Here is a 15,462-nt window from a genome sequence, read left to right on the forward strand (position 1 = left end):
TGCATTTGTCTTATATTTGCATCATGTCTATTGAAACCGACATCAAACAGAATACACCATTCAAAACGCCCTATCAGCGCGTGGTGGTGAATCTGATCTATACCAGCAACTGGCTCGCTGATAGTCAAAGTCGGTTATTGAAACCGTATGGAATTACAATGCAGCAGTATAATGTGCTGCGGATTTTACGGGGGCAATATCCTGAGCCAGTGAAAGTAAGCGATATAACTGAGCGCATGCTCGACAAAATGTCGAATGCATCCCGGCTGGTCGATAAGCTCGTTGCCAAAAAATACGTCCTACGTACCGAATGCCCCAGCGACCGACGGGCCGTTGATGTGGTTATTACGGAGAAAGGCATGGAATTGCTGAATCGGCTGGACGTTTTACAAACGGAGTGGGATCAACAGCAAACCTGCAAATTAACGCCTGAAGAAGCCATTCTCCTCAGTCAATTTCTCGACCGCATGCGGGAATAATCCATTTTTTTATACAACCTGAATTTTTAGTTTAATCGTAATAGTAACCATGAAAAAGGCAACCTTTTTTGCTGCTTTGTTATGTTCATCTGTGGGCGCTTTTGCCCAAAACTGGACACTTGATAAGGCCCATTCGAATCTGGGCTTTAGCGTAACCCACATGATGCTGGCCGAAGTAGATGGCAAGTTTCAAAATTTCGACGTGAAAATGACTTCGTCGAAAGACGATTTCAGTGATGCCCAAATCGACCTGACCGCCGATGTTAACAGCATCAACACCAATCAGGACCGTCGCGATACACATTTGAAAAGCCCTGACTTCTTCGATGCTGCCAAGTATCCGACGCTGTCTTTCAAAAGCAAGTCGATCACTAAAGTAGGCGGTAATAAATACAAATTGGCAGGCGACCTGACGATGCACGGCGTAACGAAACCTGTAACGCTCGACGCGGTTATTAATGGCCCCGTTACGAACCCACAGAACAAGAAAGTGAAAGCTGGTTTTAAAGTGACGGGCGAAGTGAAACGCGCTGATTTCGCGTTAGGTGGCGCGCCTACGGCCGTTGTTAGCGACGAAATCGCCATCCGCGCTTCGGGTGAACTTGATAAGTTGTAATCAATAACGTACTGTTCGTACTACGTGAATCCCCGGTACCAATAAGGGCTGGGGATTTTTTATGCTACGTAAAAGCAGGGAAATCGTCCATAAATTTGATCTCGGACGTATCATGATTCACCGAGTAGCAGTAGTGAACCAGGCCGTTCGAAAGAACCAGATATGGTGCCCGGTGGATATAGTTATAACGCGTAACCTGGTCGATTACCTGCTGCGTTATCGTTACGTGGGGAGCCTTGCACTCCACAACCAGAAACGGACGCCCTTCCCGATCAAATACTACTACGTCGGTACGTTTCTGCGTCTGATTCAGCTCTAGACCTCCCTCCGTACGTATCAACGCTTTTGGGTAGGCAAAATGCGTCAGCAGCAGGTTGACGATGTGCTGCCGTACCCACTCTTCGGGCGAGAGCCGGACGTATTTACGACGTAACGAATCAAAAATGTATACTTTCCCTTCGACATGCTTAGTTTTGTGGTCGAAGGTAGGTAGGTTTAATGCAAGCATACCCCAAAGATAAAGAGCGAAAGAGTGAATGAGTGAAAGAGCGAACAACTCTCACCAACTTTTCGCTCTTGCATTCATTCACTCTTTCGCTCTTTATTAATGAAAACTAAAGAAGAAATCGTTGAGAACTGGCTGCCACGGTATACGGGTACGCCGATTGAGCAATTCGGCGAATACATCCTGCTGACCAATTTTATCAACTACGTGGAGCTATTCTCCAAAAAGTTTGACGTAGAGATTTTCGGGATTGGTCGGGCTATGCAAACGGCTACGGCCAACAACATCACGATCATTAACTTTGGTATGGGCAGTGCCATGGCCGCGACTGTCATGGATTTACTGTTGGCTATCAACCCCAAAGCGGTGTTGTTTCTGGGCAAATGCGGTGGGCTAAAAAAGACGCAGATTGGTGATTTGATTTTACCCATTGCGGCCATTCGGGGCGAAGGAACCAGCAACGATTACATGCGCCCTGAGATTCCGGCGCTTCCGTCGTTCCGACTGCAACGGGCCGTATCATCAACCATCAAAAAATACGAACTCGACTATTGGACTGGAACCGTCTATACTACCAACCGACGTATATGGGAGCACGACGAGCCTTTTAAAGATTACCTGCGCGAAATCCGGACGATGGCCATCGATATGGAAACGGCCACCATTTTCACGGTCGGTTTCGTTAATTCTATCCCGCACGGAGCCTTGTTGCTGGTGTCCGACAATCCGCTGGTGCCAGAAGGCGTAAAAACCGAAGAAAGCGATAAGCGCGTCACGAGCCAGTTCGTCAACGTCCATCTCGACATTGGCATCGACGCCCTTATTGAACTCGAATCTTCCGGTGATTCGGTGAAGCATTTGAAGTTTGAGTAAGGGCTATGTTGGCGGAAATCCAGGATAAAAAAATCCATGAAATTTCAGGCAAATGGTGTTGACTATTGGAGCGAAGGCGGAGTCGAAACCGTCTTCTTCGGCCATGAAGAAAAAGAGTTGGCCTTGTTGCTATCCAATGTCCCTGGTACGTCTGACCACTATCTGGAATGGAATGACCAATCCAATGCCTGCACCAACGCGGTTAAAACGGTTCAGCTTTCCGGGCAGGAATTGCAGATTCAGTTGTTACCGGAAGCCGCAAAACGCTTAGGAGTTTCTGATTTTGTCGTTGCATTTACGATTACGGAGGAAGAATATAAAGAAATCGTACAACGCTTCTCTATTATTTTCGGGGATCTGCTGGTCCTTAAAAAAACAAGCGTTGCGAAGAAAACTCCGCCTAGACAAGATTATAGCAAGATCAAATACTTGAATCTGGAAGGGAAGAACCTCAAAAACCTTCCCGATTACGTCCAGGAAATGATCTCGTTAGAGACGGCTAAACTGGCGCGAAACCCCAGGCTGGATTTTCACGCTGTATGCGAGGTTTTGGCAAAACTGCCGGCGGTCAAGGAACTGACGTTCACGACAGAACAGGAGGTACCAGCAACTATTAGCCAACTCAGCGCTTTGAAATCATTGAGTTTGGATGGCTTCAGTTCGCCACAAATACTATCAGAGAGCATAGGGCAACTTACAAATCTGAGCTATTTGCTGCTCATGAGCGATGCTGATGTGATATTGCCGGAGTCTTTTGCCAATCTGGTAACACTGAAGGAGCTAAATATTCGTGCCAGGAGCTGGCAATTGCCTTCAAAATTTTATCAGCTTTCCGGCTTAAAACAACTTGATTTTACGAATTGCCGCTTTACCCGCGTGCCGGAAGAAATGGCCGGGATGAACGAGGTAGATACACTGTATTTCGGGAGTCCCGAGGTGCGTGATTATGCGCAAATACTACCTGTGATTGCTCAAATGCCAAAACTGAAAGAACTCGAACTGAACGTAAACCCGGTTCCTAAAGAAATTGGTCTTTGTACGCAAATTGAGAAGCTGGTTCTCTGGCCTGGTATCGACTCCCAGATTCCGTTGCAACTTCCTGACGAGCTTTTTGACTTGCAACAACTCAAAGCCTTGCTTTTCAACATGACTTATTTCGATGAAATCCCGGCAGAAATCGGTCACTTGAAGGGATTAGAGCAATTGGTGTTTATTGAATCGGTCTTTGAAAGTTTGCCAGATTCAGTAGGAGAATTAGCTAATCTAACTTTTTTGAACGTCAGCGAAAACCCGTCGTTACGTACCCTGCCGGAAAGTTTGGGGAATCTGACAAAACTCAAACATCTGTATCTGGATGATAATCCGCAGTTGAGTCATTTGCCTGATAGCTTGAAAAACCTGCATAACCTAGAGGCCGTTCGTATCTCCAACAGGGAGGCTTTGACAAATATCCCGGAAAGCTGGTATAGCCTGTTTATATGAGTTCAAAATCCTCCCTTAGCAAGGCCATTATTTGTTTTTTTGTGGCCTTGTAATTTTCGTAATTATTGAAAACCAGCGTGTTGCACAGGAAGCAAACAGATATTGGAATGTTTACTTCTCCGTTCGTAAAAACGATGTGATAATCGTAGCCACATCTGCCTACGGGCCCTCCCGGTTCAAACCGCCATTTCTCGACAACTAAAAGTAGTTTGCTAGCATCAGCGAGCACATAATTTTCAGGATTTTTACCCTTCCGAATTTGAGTAGCTACAATTTTGAAATTGGGTTGAGGAATACCCATATTTTCAAAGATTTTTTTACTAGCAGTTTTGCCGAAAAGTGCTTCCAGGAATTCGATCATTATACGCGTTGTTACGTTTGTTTGGACGCTCTTGTTAACGTAGCACGAGAAATCACAGATTACAAAAAAAGTCGATAGTCAGTAGACACCACCATCAAAACTGGCAGCTACTGACTATCGACTGACGACTGCACCGACGGCCCAGTATCGACTTAATTACAATAATCACTAATGGCTTTATAAGCTGGATTATAACCCAACTCACCCGATTTGGAAAGATCAAGGCAGCCACCGTTTTCATCACCGAGGCTGTGTTTGATGAGCCCTCGAACGTAGTACACTTCAGCGTAGCGCGGGTTTAGTTTGATGGCGCTGTTGCAGTCCATGATGGCGCCTTTCTGATCGCCCTGATTCGATTTGATTAATCCCCGGCTGAAATAGGCTTCGGCGTAGGTTGGGCTCAATTCAATGGCTTTGTTCAGGTCGATGATAGCGCCTTTCTGATCGCCCTGTTTGTTTTTGCTGACACCCCGACTGAAGTAAGCTTCGGCACGTTCGTCACCTAGCTCAATAATTTTGTTACGTTCCTGAACCTGATCACGCAGTTTATCGAGCGTGGCACGGTTGATACGTCCGGTATATACTACTTTCGAATCGGCGTTGGCGTTGTTAATTTCGATAGCCTGGTTCAAATCCTGAACCGAACCACGTTGGTCGTTCAGTTTGCTGCGGCAAAATCCACGACCATAAAAAGCCCGGTAATTATCCGGCTTAAGGGTGAGCGCTTTGTCATAATCAGGTATCGCGCCTTTATAATCTTCCAGTTTGCTTTTGGCAAAAGCCCTATAAAAGAATGATTCGCTATCTTCGGGACTGAGTTCGATGGCTTTATTCAAGTCGGCAATGGCCCCGGTGAAATCATTCAATTCAACTTTCGACATACCCCGACCGGCAAATGCCTGTGGCCGTTTGGGCATCATCTCAATCATTTTGGTGAAATCGGGCAAACTACCAGAAAAATCTTCTAGTTTCTGTTTGGTGATACCTCGCGAATAATACGTCTGGGCGTTGGCAGGGTCGAGTTCAATTGACTTGGTAAAATCAGCCAGGGCACCCCGGTATTGTTCCAGTCGACTGCGGCTGGTTCCCCGGTTGTAATACGTCTGTGGGTCGTCGGGGTTGAGTTCAATAGAGCGGCTGAAGTCGAGCAGGGCGCCCCGATGGTCTTCCTGTTTGCTTTTGCTGATACCCCGACTCAGATAGGCGAGGGCATCTTTACCGTTCAGGTCGATGGCGCGGTCGTAATCCAGAATAGCGCCCCGGTGGTCTTTCAGGCTTGCTTTGGCTACACCCCGGTTGTAATAACTGGCGGCATTGTCGGGATTCATTGTGATGGCCATGCTGAACGCCTGTAGCGCTCCCATAAAATCACCAGCTTTACTTTTGGTGATACCGCTTTCAAAAAAATCGACGGCCGTTTGTTGAGCAATAGTAGGGAGGGTAAAGCTGGAAAAAAAGAGGATAGCCAGCGGCAGTAGTTGTCGCTTCATGAGATGAGTTTATAAATTATTTAGGAAGTTGGTTACGAATTGAGCGGGCTAAATTTAAAGCTTTGTTACTGATTAGCCAAGTTAATATAAGATTATGTCATGGTCGAAAACGGCTGTGCAACACAGGGTTATATGTGTATTCACGTGGCTTCACGGCAGATTTCTTGCAAAATGGTTGCCAACTTTACAGTCCAAAAGTGACAATATGTCTTATATTGGAAAATATTTGACTGAAAAAATGTCAAAATGTCATAAAAATTTAAAGTTTTTGCTTTGGTACAACATTTGAACAACGGGTGTATGTAGTCAATAATAGAACAACACAACAAATCAAAAAGCACATGGCAACTTTAGTTCGATATAACAACTTCCCTACGTTCTTCAACCCTTTCTATAGCCGTCCCGTCGTAAATCGATACAATGCGACCACGACCAACGTACCAGCCGTCAACGTAAAAGAAACCGAAACGGCTTTCCATCTTGAACTGGCCGCTCCTGGTCTGAAGAAAGAAGATTTGAAAATTAACGTAGAGAACAATCGCTTAACGATTGCGTACAACACGGAGTCGAAAAACGAAGAAACCACCGAGAAATTCACCCGTCAGGAGTTTGGCTTTACCTCGTTTGAGCGGAGCTTCCGACTGCCTAAAACGGTAAATGCCGACGAAATCAAAGCCGCTTATACCGATGGTATCCTGACGCTCGACCTGCCTAAAGTCGAAGAAACGAAACTCGTGAAAGAAATCACCGTTGCGTAACGTAGCAGGGATAGCAAGGGGCAGGGATTGTCCTACCGAATGCCTAATTTTTAAAACAGGTCATACTACGTAGTGTGATCTGTTTTTTTGTGCAGGGATTGCTGGGTCACACCCGGCCCCGTGCTCCCTGCTATCCCAGCACGACCTTCATAAACGCTTCCAATTTCCGCTTATCCAACTGGCCATCGGTGCGAACGCCACTGCAAATGTCGAGTCCGAAGGGCTGCACTACGTCTATCGCCTGACGAACATTTTCCGGATTCAGACCGCCCGCCAGAAAAACCGGTACCGAAGACTGCTCCACAATTTGCCGACTTACCTGCCAGTTATGGACACGGCCGGTACCTCCTAATAATTTAACGGCTAGATTAGGATTTCCTGAGTCAAGTAGTAATGCATCGACGCCATCGGCGACAGCTTTTAAAGCTTCATCGACGTTACGTTCGTCGAGTACGTGAATGACCTGTACAAGTTTTACGGCTGGTAATTGGTCACGCAGTTGGGCATACGTATCGGTTGGAACGGCGTCGACTAACTGAATCGTATTGGCCCCAACGCGCTGTTGATGAGCCACAATGTCTGCTACGTTGTCTTCACTGGTGAGCATAAACGTAGCAAGGGGTGGAGGGGTTGCACGAACAACCTGAGCGGCTATTTCGTCGGCTACTACGCCCGGACCGCTGGGCATTCGACCCACTAAACCCAGCGCATCGGCACCGTAACGTAGCGCCAGTTTCGCTTCGTCGAGACTGCTGATGCAGCAAATTTTCACTCGGGTTCTGAACTGAGATTCCATATTTTGGGGTTGATAACGTAACGATTGGCTGACAAACATACGCTTCGCCCGTCAAAAGTATGGTACAACAATCCACCAACGATACCTACGCGTCACTACGTTTTCCTGAGTTTCGGTATTTCATTATGAATAGTTTCCTGATTACAGTTACACTGTTGATTCAGGAAGTGATTCTGGGTTACGAATTGTATAAAATCACCCACGACCCGCTCATGCTTGGGCTGGTTGGATTAGCTGAGGCCATTCCGTTTATCGCGCTCTCGCTCTTTGGTGGGCACCTGGCCGACCGGCGCGACAAAAAAAGTATTCTGCAATGGAGCCTGCTCGTCATTATTCTCGGATCCGTTATTCTGTACCTTGTTTTTCAACCGTCGGTTGTAGCGGGTTTGTCGCAGACGGCCCGGCTGGCTACCATTTATGGCGTACTGATGCTGATTGGTACGGCGAAAGGATTTTATTCGCCCGCCAGTTCGTCGCTGAAACCGTTTCTGATCCCGCGCGAACTGTACGCTAATTCTGCTACGTGGAGTAGCTCGTTCTGGCAGGCGGGCGCTATTGTGGGGCCAGGCTTGGCCGGTTTTTTTTATAGCTGGTTTGGGTTCGACAATACGTTAATCATCGTCATCGGCCTACTGGTCGTCTGCTACGTATTGATTAGCCTGATTAGCCGTAAACCTGTGCCCGTTACCGACGAACCAGTACTTGGTTTCCGGCAGAGTTTGGCCGAGGGCTTCCGGTTTGTGTTTAAAACACAGATCGTACTCTACGCCATTTCGCTCGATTTGTTCTCGGTGCTATTCGGGGGTGTCGTAGCACTTTTGCCGGTATATGCCGAGGATATTCTAAAAGTAGGAGCGGAGGGATTAGGATTTCTACGGGCAGCTCCGTCGGTGGGAGCTTTGCTAACCATGGCGTTTATGACCCAATATCCACCCACGCATAATGCTTGGCGTAACATGCTTCTGGCCGTGGTCGGCTTCGGTATAGCCACCCTGGTGTTTGCCGTATCGACCAATTTTTACTTATCACTCGTGATGCTGGCGCTGACTGGTGCATTCGATAGTGTGAGCGTCATTATCCGGCAAACCATTCTGCAAATTTTCCCACCCGACCATATGCGCGGACGCGTAGCCGCTGTGAACGGCATTTTTGTGAGTTCGTCGAACGAAATTGGGGCTTTTGAGTCAGGCTTGCTCGCTAGTCTGATGGGAACCGTTCCGTCGGTGGCGCTGGGTGGAATCGTTACGTTGGTGGTTGTTACGTATGTCTACACAAAATCTAAGGCGCTGTTTGCCGTTCGACTAAGCTGATACACTCTCTAAACATACCCGCTACATTCAAAAACGAGCTTTTTTGTCATGCTGACGAAGGAAGCATCTTAATGTCTCCTAATTCGTTAGTTGGGAAAATTTAAGATGCTTCCTTCGTCAGCATGACAAAAAGCTGCATGACAAAAAAGCGACGTACTCCGGTAGAAAACCGGCGAATGGTTCTGTTTCGGGAAGTTTAGCCTGATTACTTTGTGGAACTAACTCTGGGCAATCGGGGTGTCGAGGTTCCGTAGAAAGAGGTCTATGTCCACTGGCTTGTTAAGTAACACGCGCCTATCGAAGACTTCCCAGAACAGCTCATCGGAGAGTTGGTAATCCTGTTGCAGTCGGACCATATCGCGGATGCTCTGCTTGATTTGCCCGGCTGGCGATTGCACCTGCGAAGCAAGGGATTGGGAGTTTGCCATAACCTGTTGTTTTTTAGTGTGCGATAGAGTAAACACCTCCGTTTTTTGATTGTTTTTATCTATAGCGCCAACTAAGTAGCTGATAGTTAGAAAAGTTATATTTCGCCTTTTACCTCTGCACCGGAAAGCAACTGCTGTCCCGGCATGATGCAACTGAAATTTTTTACAATTATTTAATTGGGTGATCTTGTGGCAAATGTGCTCGACTGTTTTCTTTATCAGGAACCGTGCCACATTTTTGACCAACGTTCAATTCATTTAGCCAAACCATGAAACAAACCTTACTTGTTGCCACCGCACTGCTTTGTGATGCTAGCCTGTTGTCGTTAACGTTACCGCTTCCGGCTGCGAAACCACCTAAACTGGTAAAAGTATGGGAAACCGACACTACGTTACGTACGCCGGAGTCGGTGCTGTTTGATGGCAGCAATACGTTGTACGTAGCCAACATCGATGGCAAGTCCGATGCGCTGGATGGTTCAGGGTTTATTTCGAAAGTGTCATTAGATGGTAAAATTGAGAACCTGCAATGGACTGCCGGACTGAATGCTCCGAAAGGTATGGGCCTGTATAAGAATAGGTTATACGTAACGGATGTGCATCGGCTGGTGTGCATCAATACGTCAAACGGGCAGGCCGAAAAAACCTGGGATGCCGTGGGGCAGGGCGCTTTCCTGAACGACGTAACAGTCGATAAAGAGGGAACGGTCTACGTATCGGATAACCGCAACAATAAAGTGTATCGCCTGAAAGAGGACAAATGGGAAGTGTTCATGGAAGGTGAGCCGCTCAACAATCCGAATGGCTTGTATGCAGTTGGTACGGATAAGTTGATGGTCGGCAACACAAAAACCGGTGCTCTGTGCGCACTGGATTTGAAAACCAAAACACTGAAGCAACTGGCCGATGGTATGGCCAACACAGATGGTATCGTACCGGAAGGGAAAGGGAATTTCTTCGTTTCAGACTGGAACGGGCGCCTGTTTCACATTGCCGCCGACGGCACCAAAACCGAACTTCTCGACACCCGCCCCGACAAAGTCAATGCGGCCGATATTGAATACGTAGCGAAAAAGAAATTGCTGGTCGTACCGACATTTCTCAAGAATAAACTTGTAGCGTATAAGGTCGAATAAACGTAACGCAGAACGTAGTGAGGTACAACGCCCGACCATACTGGTTGGGCGTTGGCGTTTATGTGTATCCATCAACCGGCTATACGTATAATACTCTTATTATTCCTTTAATTTTTTTGATTCTTTCCCCGCCAACAGTTGCCTTCAATTGTATTGATTGAGATATTTGTGGTTTATAATCAGGTATTTACGTACCAACATCTATCCACATTCCGTATGCAAAGACAACTACCCGTGCGGGCCAGTGTGCCCTTTCTTCTCATTTTTCTCGGTTTTTTCGTTTCATTTCATCTCCGAGCTCAGACTATTACAACCGTAGCTGGCTCCAATCAGGCAGGTGATGGAGGGCCAGCAACCAGTGCCCAGATAGGCGCCCCGGCTGGAATAGCTGTAGATAATAGTGGCAACCTCTATATTGCCGATGTATACCACCATCGTATCCGAAAAGTCGCTACCAATGGTACGATCACCACTGTGGCTGGTACAGGGTCAATGGGTTTTAGTGGCGATGGTGGGCAAGCTGTTAACGCTCAATTAGCTAATCCTCAAGCAGTAGCTGTTGATGCTAGTGGTAACCTGTATATTGCTGATTCATATAATTACCGCGTCCGTAAGGTTGCTGCCAATGGCATCATTTCTACAATAGCCGGAACAGGTACTCCTGCTTTTAGTGGCGATGGGGGACTGGCAACTAATGCCCAGTTTGGGTATCTGTATGCAATAACTCTTGACAGCAATGGTAATATTTATTTGGTTGACCCAAATTATAACCGCGTTCGAAAAATCACAACAGGAGGTATTATTTCTACAGTGGCTGGAAGTGGATCGTCTAGTACTAGTGGAGATGGTGGTTTAGCAACCAATGCAGGGTTAAATACTATCTTTGGAGTAGCCATTGACAATAATAATAACCTATATATTTCTGAGGTTAACGGTGGCCGTGTTCGCAAAGTAAATACGAGTGGGATTATTTCTACCTATGCTGGCGGTGGCAGTGGTGGTGACGGTGGTCAAGCCATAAATGCTTCAATCAATGGGCCTTCTGGCTTAGTAGTAGATGCCAATGGCAATCTTTTTATTACATCTTACTATCGAATTCGTAAGGTGACGGCAGCAGGTATTATCTCGACAGTTGCAGGAAATGGAACCGAAGGGTTTAGTGGCGATGGCGGACAGGCTACCAGCGCCATGCTATATGGTCCACGAGGAGTAGCTGTGGATGGTAGCGGCAATCTCTACATTGCCGACCAAAACAACAATCGCATCCGCAAGGTAAATACAAGTGGTATTATTTCTACCTATGCTGGTAATGGCTATGCAAGTTTTGGTGGAGATGGCGGACAAGCTACCAACGCGAATCTGTTTTACCCTCAAGCAGTGGCTATAGATGGTAGTGGCAATTTCTATATTGCCGACGCTAGTAATGTCCGCATCCGAAAAGTAGCTGCGAATGGTATTATTACAACGATAGCCGGTACGGGAACATACGGTTTTAGTGGCGATGGAGGAGTCGGCACCAGCGCTCAGATTGGGTATGTTACTGGACTGGCAGTAGATGCTGGTGGTAACGTTTTCTTTGCGGACCAGGACAATCAGCGAATCCGAAAAATAACTCCGGCGGGCATCATTTCTACAGTAGTGGGTACTGGCTCTTCCGGTTTCAGCGGTGACGGAGGACAGGCAACTAACGCTACGCTGAGTTATCCGAGCGGAGTCGCCATAGATGCCAGTGGTAACCTTTATATAGCTGATCAATATAACAACCGCATCCGTAAAGTAACTACCAATGGTATCATTACGACCATAGCTGGTACTTACTCATCAAGTCATAGTGGAGATGGTGGTCCAGCAATTAATGCGGCTCTCTCCCCATATGCGGTGAGTCTGGACGGAAGCGGTAATCTTTACATTGTTGATAGGAGTAACCGGCGTGTTCGAAAGATAACCATGAGTAGTGGTATTATCTCTACGGTAGCAGGAAATGGAGCTGAAGGATTTAGTGGAGATGGGGGGCAGGCTACTAATGCTTCTTTGAGCAGCCCTTCTGGAGTTGCTGTCGATGCTAGTGGTACTATCTATATTGCCGATCAGTATAATCAACGTATCCGAAAAGTCTCTACGAATGGTATTATTTCTACCCTGAGTGGAAATGGTACTATAGGGTCAATTGGAGATGGGGGTCCAGTAGCCAATGCGCTTCTGAATTACCCAGCCGGTTTAGCAGTAGACGCTACTAATAATATCTATATCACTGATAGTGGTAACTTTCGTATTCGTAAAGTCAGTGGTCCTGCCAGTGTGAACATTAGCCCAGCTACGCCAGTAGCCGTCTGCTCAAGTGGTAGTATTAGTCTAACTGCCACAGCCGTTAATTTTACCCCAACTTCCTTCTCCTGGACCAGCCAGCCAACGGGAATTTCGGTTAGTGGAGCCTCTCCAACATTTACAGTTCCATCCGTGAGTGTACCCACTACGTATACCCTCACCGTTACTGCAACAGATGGCACCAGCAGTCCAACCGCCAGCGTTACCCTCACAGTTAATCCGGCGCCTACCCCTACACTCACGGCAAGCGGCACGTTAACCTGTGCGCAAACCAGCGTTACGTTAACGGCCGGGGGCGGCACTACGTATCAGTTCAGCGGTCCGGGTGTCGTAAGTACATCTGCCAACGTAGCAGTGGTGAATGCCGGTGGTACATTCTCGGTAACGGTCACTTCTGCCAGTGGCTGTACGGCCAGCCAAACTACTACTGTGTTCTCTAACACAACCGCCCCACCAGCCAGCCTGTCAGTGAGTGGTACGTTGACCTGCGCTCAAACCAGCGTAAGCTTAACGGCGGAGGGAGGAGTAACGTATCAATTTGCCGGGCCAGGAATAGTGAGCCAATCGGGTAACGTAGCAACTGTCGATCAGGAAGGTATCTACTCAACTACCGTAACAGGAGCCAATGGATGCACGGCCACGCAAATTACAATTGTGCAGTCCAGCACGGCGCTCCCTACCGCTACGTTGTCGGCCAGTGGTACGTTAACGTGCAGCCAAACCAGCGTTACGTTAACCGCCGGGGATGGTAGTGCGTATCAGTTCAGCGGTCCAGGAATAGTGAGCCAATCGGGTAACGTAGCAGTGGTGAATGTAGGCGGTACGTATTCAGTTACCGTTACGTCGGCCAATGGTTGCAACGCCAGCCAGACGACAACCGTTGCATCGAACACGACTAGTCCCACAGTTACCCTTTCAGCGAGTGGTACGTTGACATGCGCTCAAACCAGTGCTACGTTAACAGCGGGGGGCGGTGCTACGTATCAGTTCAGCGGTCCGGGCGTAGTGAGCACATCTGCTAACGTAGCGGTGGTCAATGTGGGCGGTGCGTATTCGGTGACGGCTACTGGCACGAATGGCTGCACCGCCAGCCAGAGCGCTACCGTTGCGTCGAACACCACCACGCCTACTGCATCACTATCGGTCAGTGGCCAGGTGAACTGTAGTCAGACCAGTGTTACCCTGACAGCAGGTGGCGGCAGTACGTATCAGTTCAATGGTCCTGGTGTGGTTAGTCAGTCGGGAAATCTGGCAGTGGTGAACACAGGCGGCTCTTATTCGGTGACGGTGACGGGTTCGAATGGCTGCACAGCTACTCAGACTACCTTCGTCTTCATCAATACAATTCCTCCGACAGCCAGTCTATCGACCAGCGGTACGTTAACCTGTGCGCAAACGAGTGTAACCCTCACCGCGGGAAGTGGCACGAGCTATCAATTCAGCGGACCGGGCATCGTGAGCCAATCGAACAACGTAGCCGTGGTGAATGTGGGTGGTACGTATTCGGTAACGGTCAGTTTGCCCAACGGCTGCACAGCGGCAACCTCTGCGACGGTTTTCGCCAATACGTTGCCTCCCACGGCCACACTTTCCAACAGTGGTACGTTGACCTGTGCTCAGGCCAGCGTTACGTTGACAGCAGGTGGAGGTACTACGTATCAGTTCAGTGGTCCGGGCGTAATCAGTCAGTCTGGCAACGTAGCGGTGGTGAATAAAGGTGGTACGTATTCGGTGATCATTACGTCGGCCAATGGCTGTTCGGCCACGCAGACGACTACAGTTTTCTCGAATACTACGGCTCCCACGGCGACACTTTCCGCCAGCGGTACGTTGACCTGTAGCCAGACCAGTGTTACGTTAACGGCGGGTGGTGGCAGTACGTATCAGTTTGGTGGACCGGGCGTAGTGAGCCAGTCGGGGAACGTAGCGGTGGTGAATCAGGCAGGAGTTTACTCGGTAGCAGTGACGGGAGCTAATGGCTGTTCAGCGTCTACAGGTTTGACGATCAGTTATCTCAACTGCCCACCTACGGTGGCTAATCCCATTCCAGCTCAGTCGGCCACGGTGAATCAGGCGTTTAGTATGAGTATTGCCGCCAACACATTTATCGATCCCGAGACACCTAACAGTCTCACCTTGAGTGTGAGCGGCTTACCAGTTGGACTTAGCTTTATAGCTCCGGCCACTATCTCCGGTATACCTTCTACAACCACCGGTTCCCCGTTCAGTGTGACCATAACAGCCACCGATCCGGGAGGATTAACGGTTCGTACCAGTTTTAACCTGACCGTGAATCCGGCTCCCACTACGCCCATCAACTTTACTATCACCAGCGTCAATCTACTGAGTTGTTCGGCCGTTACGGCCACGCAACGGACGGTTGTGTTTAATCCAATTTATGGTGGATTAACGGGGCAGCCCATCAGTTTTTCCGTGGTGAATGAACAGTTAGTGACCAGCAATCCAGGTCCCTATCAGATCACCTTATATACTGACAATCCGGTCATTCAACTGCGAGCTATCCAGCAGGGCAGTCCTCAACCGGCCAGCTACAGCTTTAACTGGCTGGCGGCCTGTAGCAACAATAGCTGTACCCAGATGGTGAGTGTAAAAGCGGGCAATTGGAATGACCAAACGGTATGGTCGTGTGGCCGCGTGCCAGTTGTAACGGACGTAGTGACGCTGAATCACGCGGTCAGTTTGCCAGCCAGCTACGTCGGTCAGGCGCAGAAGGTGATTTATGGCGGGGCGGGGCGACTGTTACCGAATACTGGCAGTCGGCTCAGGCTGGCCGTTAACTGATGGTACGTTTTGATGAATCTTCTATTTTTTTTGTCTATTTACCGGATAGACATTGTCTTTGAAAGGGTCGGATGAGATATTTGTAGGTTAGAGTTCCTGAT

The 15,462-nt window shown here is 48.2% G+C and carries 13 protein-coding genes; 8 read left to right on the forward strand and 5 right to left on the reverse strand.

From position 1 onward, the window contains the following. The first annotated feature begins 23 nt into the window (after positions 1-23). Both IC229_RS09345 and IC229_RS09350 read left to right on the forward strand, forming a co-directional pair. Entirely contained in the window at positions 24-479 is a 456-nt protein-coding gene (locus IC229_RS09345; RefSeq protein WP_190886702.1) for a MarR family winged helix-turn-helix transcriptional regulator, read from the forward strand. Positions 480-528: 49 nt separating this feature from the next. Further along, a complete protein-coding gene (locus IC229_RS09350; protein WP_190886703.1) occupies positions 529-1,095 on the forward strand; it encodes a YceI family protein in 567 nt (188 codons plus the stop codon). Between the two features lie 64 nt (positions 1,096-1,159). On the opposite strand, the gene IC229_RS09355 is transcribed toward IC229_RS09350, so the two are convergent. Next, positions 1,160-1,603 (reverse strand): type I restriction enzyme HsdR N-terminal domain-containing protein, encoded by a 444-nt coding sequence (locus IC229_RS09355; protein WP_190886704.1) that lies wholly within the window; start codon positions 1,601-1,603, stop codon positions 1,160-1,162. Between the two features lie 99 nt (positions 1,604-1,702). On the opposite strand from IC229_RS09355, the gene IC229_RS09360 reads away from it, so the two are divergent. Then, on the forward strand, positions 1,703-2,473 hold the full coding sequence (locus IC229_RS09360; RefSeq protein ID WP_190886705.1) for an AMP nucleosidase: 771 nt from the start codon (positions 1,703-1,705) through the stop codon (positions 2,471-2,473). 36 nt (positions 2,474-2,509) lie between these two features. Continuing rightward, entirely contained in the window at positions 2,510-3,955 is a 1,446-nt protein-coding gene (locus IC229_RS09365) for a leucine-rich repeat domain-containing protein (protein WP_190886706.1), read from the forward strand. Here the strand turns inward: IC229_RS09365 and IC229_RS09370 are convergent. Further along, positions 3,948-4,316, reverse strand: a complete 369-nt coding sequence (locus tag IC229_RS09370) for a hypothetical protein (protein WP_190886707.1) — start codon at positions 4,314-4,316, stop codon at positions 3,948-3,950. The two genes, IC229_RS09365 and IC229_RS09370, sit on opposite strands and share 8 nt — an antisense overlap. Positions 4,317-4,468: 152 nt before the next feature. Then, entirely contained in the window at positions 4,469-5,806 is a 1,338-nt protein-coding gene (locus IC229_RS09375; protein ID WP_190886708.1) for a tetratricopeptide repeat protein, read from the reverse strand. A 341-nt stretch (positions 5,807-6,147) separates the two neighbouring features. On the opposite strand from IC229_RS09375, the gene IC229_RS09380 reads away from it, so the two are divergent. Continuing rightward, positions 6,148-6,564 (forward strand): Hsp20/alpha crystallin family protein, encoded by a 417-nt coding sequence (locus IC229_RS09380; protein WP_190886709.1) that lies wholly within the window; start codon positions 6,148-6,150, stop codon positions 6,562-6,564. Between the two features lie 130 nt (positions 6,565-6,694). Here IC229_RS09380 and IC229_RS09385 read toward each other — a convergent pair whose 3' ends face one another. Continuing rightward, positions 6,695-7,360 carry a phosphoribosylanthranilate isomerase gene (locus IC229_RS09385; protein WP_190886710.1) on the reverse strand — a complete coding sequence of 222 codons (666 nt, stop codon included), beginning with the start codon at positions 7,358-7,360 and terminating at the stop codon, positions 6,695-6,697. 59 nt (positions 7,361-7,419) lie between these two features. Here IC229_RS09385 and IC229_RS09390 point away from each other — a divergent pair, with 59 nt between their 5' ends. Further along, positions 7,420-8,670, forward strand: a complete 1,251-nt coding sequence (locus IC229_RS09390) for an MFS transporter (RefSeq protein ID WP_190886711.1) — start codon at positions 7,420-7,422, stop codon at positions 8,668-8,670. A 218-nt stretch (positions 8,671-8,888) separates the two neighbouring features. Here the strand turns inward: IC229_RS09390 and IC229_RS09395 are convergent, their stop codons facing one another. Continuing rightward, complete coding sequence (locus IC229_RS09395) at positions 8,889-9,098, reverse strand: hypothetical protein (protein ID WP_190886712.1); 210 nt, start codon at positions 9,096-9,098, stop codon at positions 8,889-8,891. A gap of 269 nt (positions 9,099-9,367) precedes the next feature. Between IC229_RS09395 and IC229_RS09400 the strand changes: the two genes are divergently transcribed. Together IC229_RS09400 and IC229_RS09405 are read left to right on the forward strand one after the other, a co-directional pair. Beyond that, positions 9,368-10,234, forward strand: a complete 867-nt coding sequence (locus tag IC229_RS09400) for an SMP-30/gluconolactonase/LRE family protein (protein WP_190886713.1) — start codon at positions 9,368-9,370, stop codon at positions 10,232-10,234. Between the two features lie 216 nt (positions 10,235-10,450). Continuing rightward, on the forward strand, positions 10,451-15,361 hold the full coding sequence (locus tag IC229_RS09405) for an NHL domain-containing protein (RefSeq protein ID WP_190886714.1): 4,911 nt from the start codon (positions 10,451-10,453) through the stop codon (positions 15,359-15,361). Positions 15,362-15,462: the final 101 nt, after the last annotated feature.

The organism is Spirosoma profusum (assembly GCF_014699005.1).
Lineage (GTDB): Bacteria > Bacteroidota > Bacteroidia > Cytophagales > Spirosomataceae > Spirosoma > Spirosoma profusum.

Coding starts and splice junctions, on each gene's coding strand:
- IC229_RS09395 (WP_190886712.1), bottom strand. CDS start 9,098: ATGGCAAACTCCCAATCCCTTGCTTCGCAGGTGCAATCGCCAGCCGGG.
- IC229_RS09355 (WP_190886704.1), bottom strand. CDS start 1,603: ATGCTTGCATTAAACCTACCTACCTTCGACCACAAAACTAAGCATGTC.
- IC229_RS09375 (WP_190886708.1), bottom strand. CDS start 5,806: ATGAAGCGACAACTACTGCCGCTGGCTATCCTCTTTTTTTCCAGCTTT.
- IC229_RS09380 (WP_190886709.1), top strand. CDS start 6,148: ATGGCAACTTTAGTTCGATATAACAACTTCCCTACGTTCTTCAACCCT.
- IC229_RS09365 (WP_190886706.1), top strand. CDS start 2,510: ATGAAATTTCAGGCAAATGGTGTTGACTATTGGAGCGAAGGCGGAGTC.
- IC229_RS09360 (WP_190886705.1), top strand. CDS start 1,703: ATGAAAACTAAAGAAGAAATCGTTGAGAACTGGCTGCCACGGTATACG.
- IC229_RS09390 (WP_190886711.1), top strand. CDS start 7,420: ATGGTACAACAATCCACCAACGATACCTACGCGTCACTACGTTTTCCT.
- IC229_RS09400 (WP_190886713.1), top strand. CDS start 9,368: ATGAAACAAACCTTACTTGTTGCCACCGCACTGCTTTGTGATGCTAGC.
- IC229_RS09350 (WP_190886703.1), top strand. CDS start 529: ATGAAAAAGGCAACCTTTTTTGCTGCTTTGTTATGTTCATCTGTGGGC.
- IC229_RS09345 (WP_190886702.1), top strand. CDS start 24: ATGTCTATTGAAACCGACATCAAACAGAATACACCATTCAAAACGCCC.
- IC229_RS09385 (WP_190886710.1), bottom strand. CDS start 7,360: ATGGAATCTCAGTTCAGAACCCGAGTGAAAATTTGCTGCATCAGCAGT.
- IC229_RS09370 (WP_190886707.1), bottom strand. CDS start 4,316: ATGATCGAATTCCTGGAAGCACTTTTCGGCAAAACTGCTAGTAAAAAA.
- IC229_RS09405 (WP_190886714.1), top strand. CDS start 10,451: ATGCAAAGACAACTACCCGTGCGGGCCAGTGTGCCCTTTCTTCTCATT.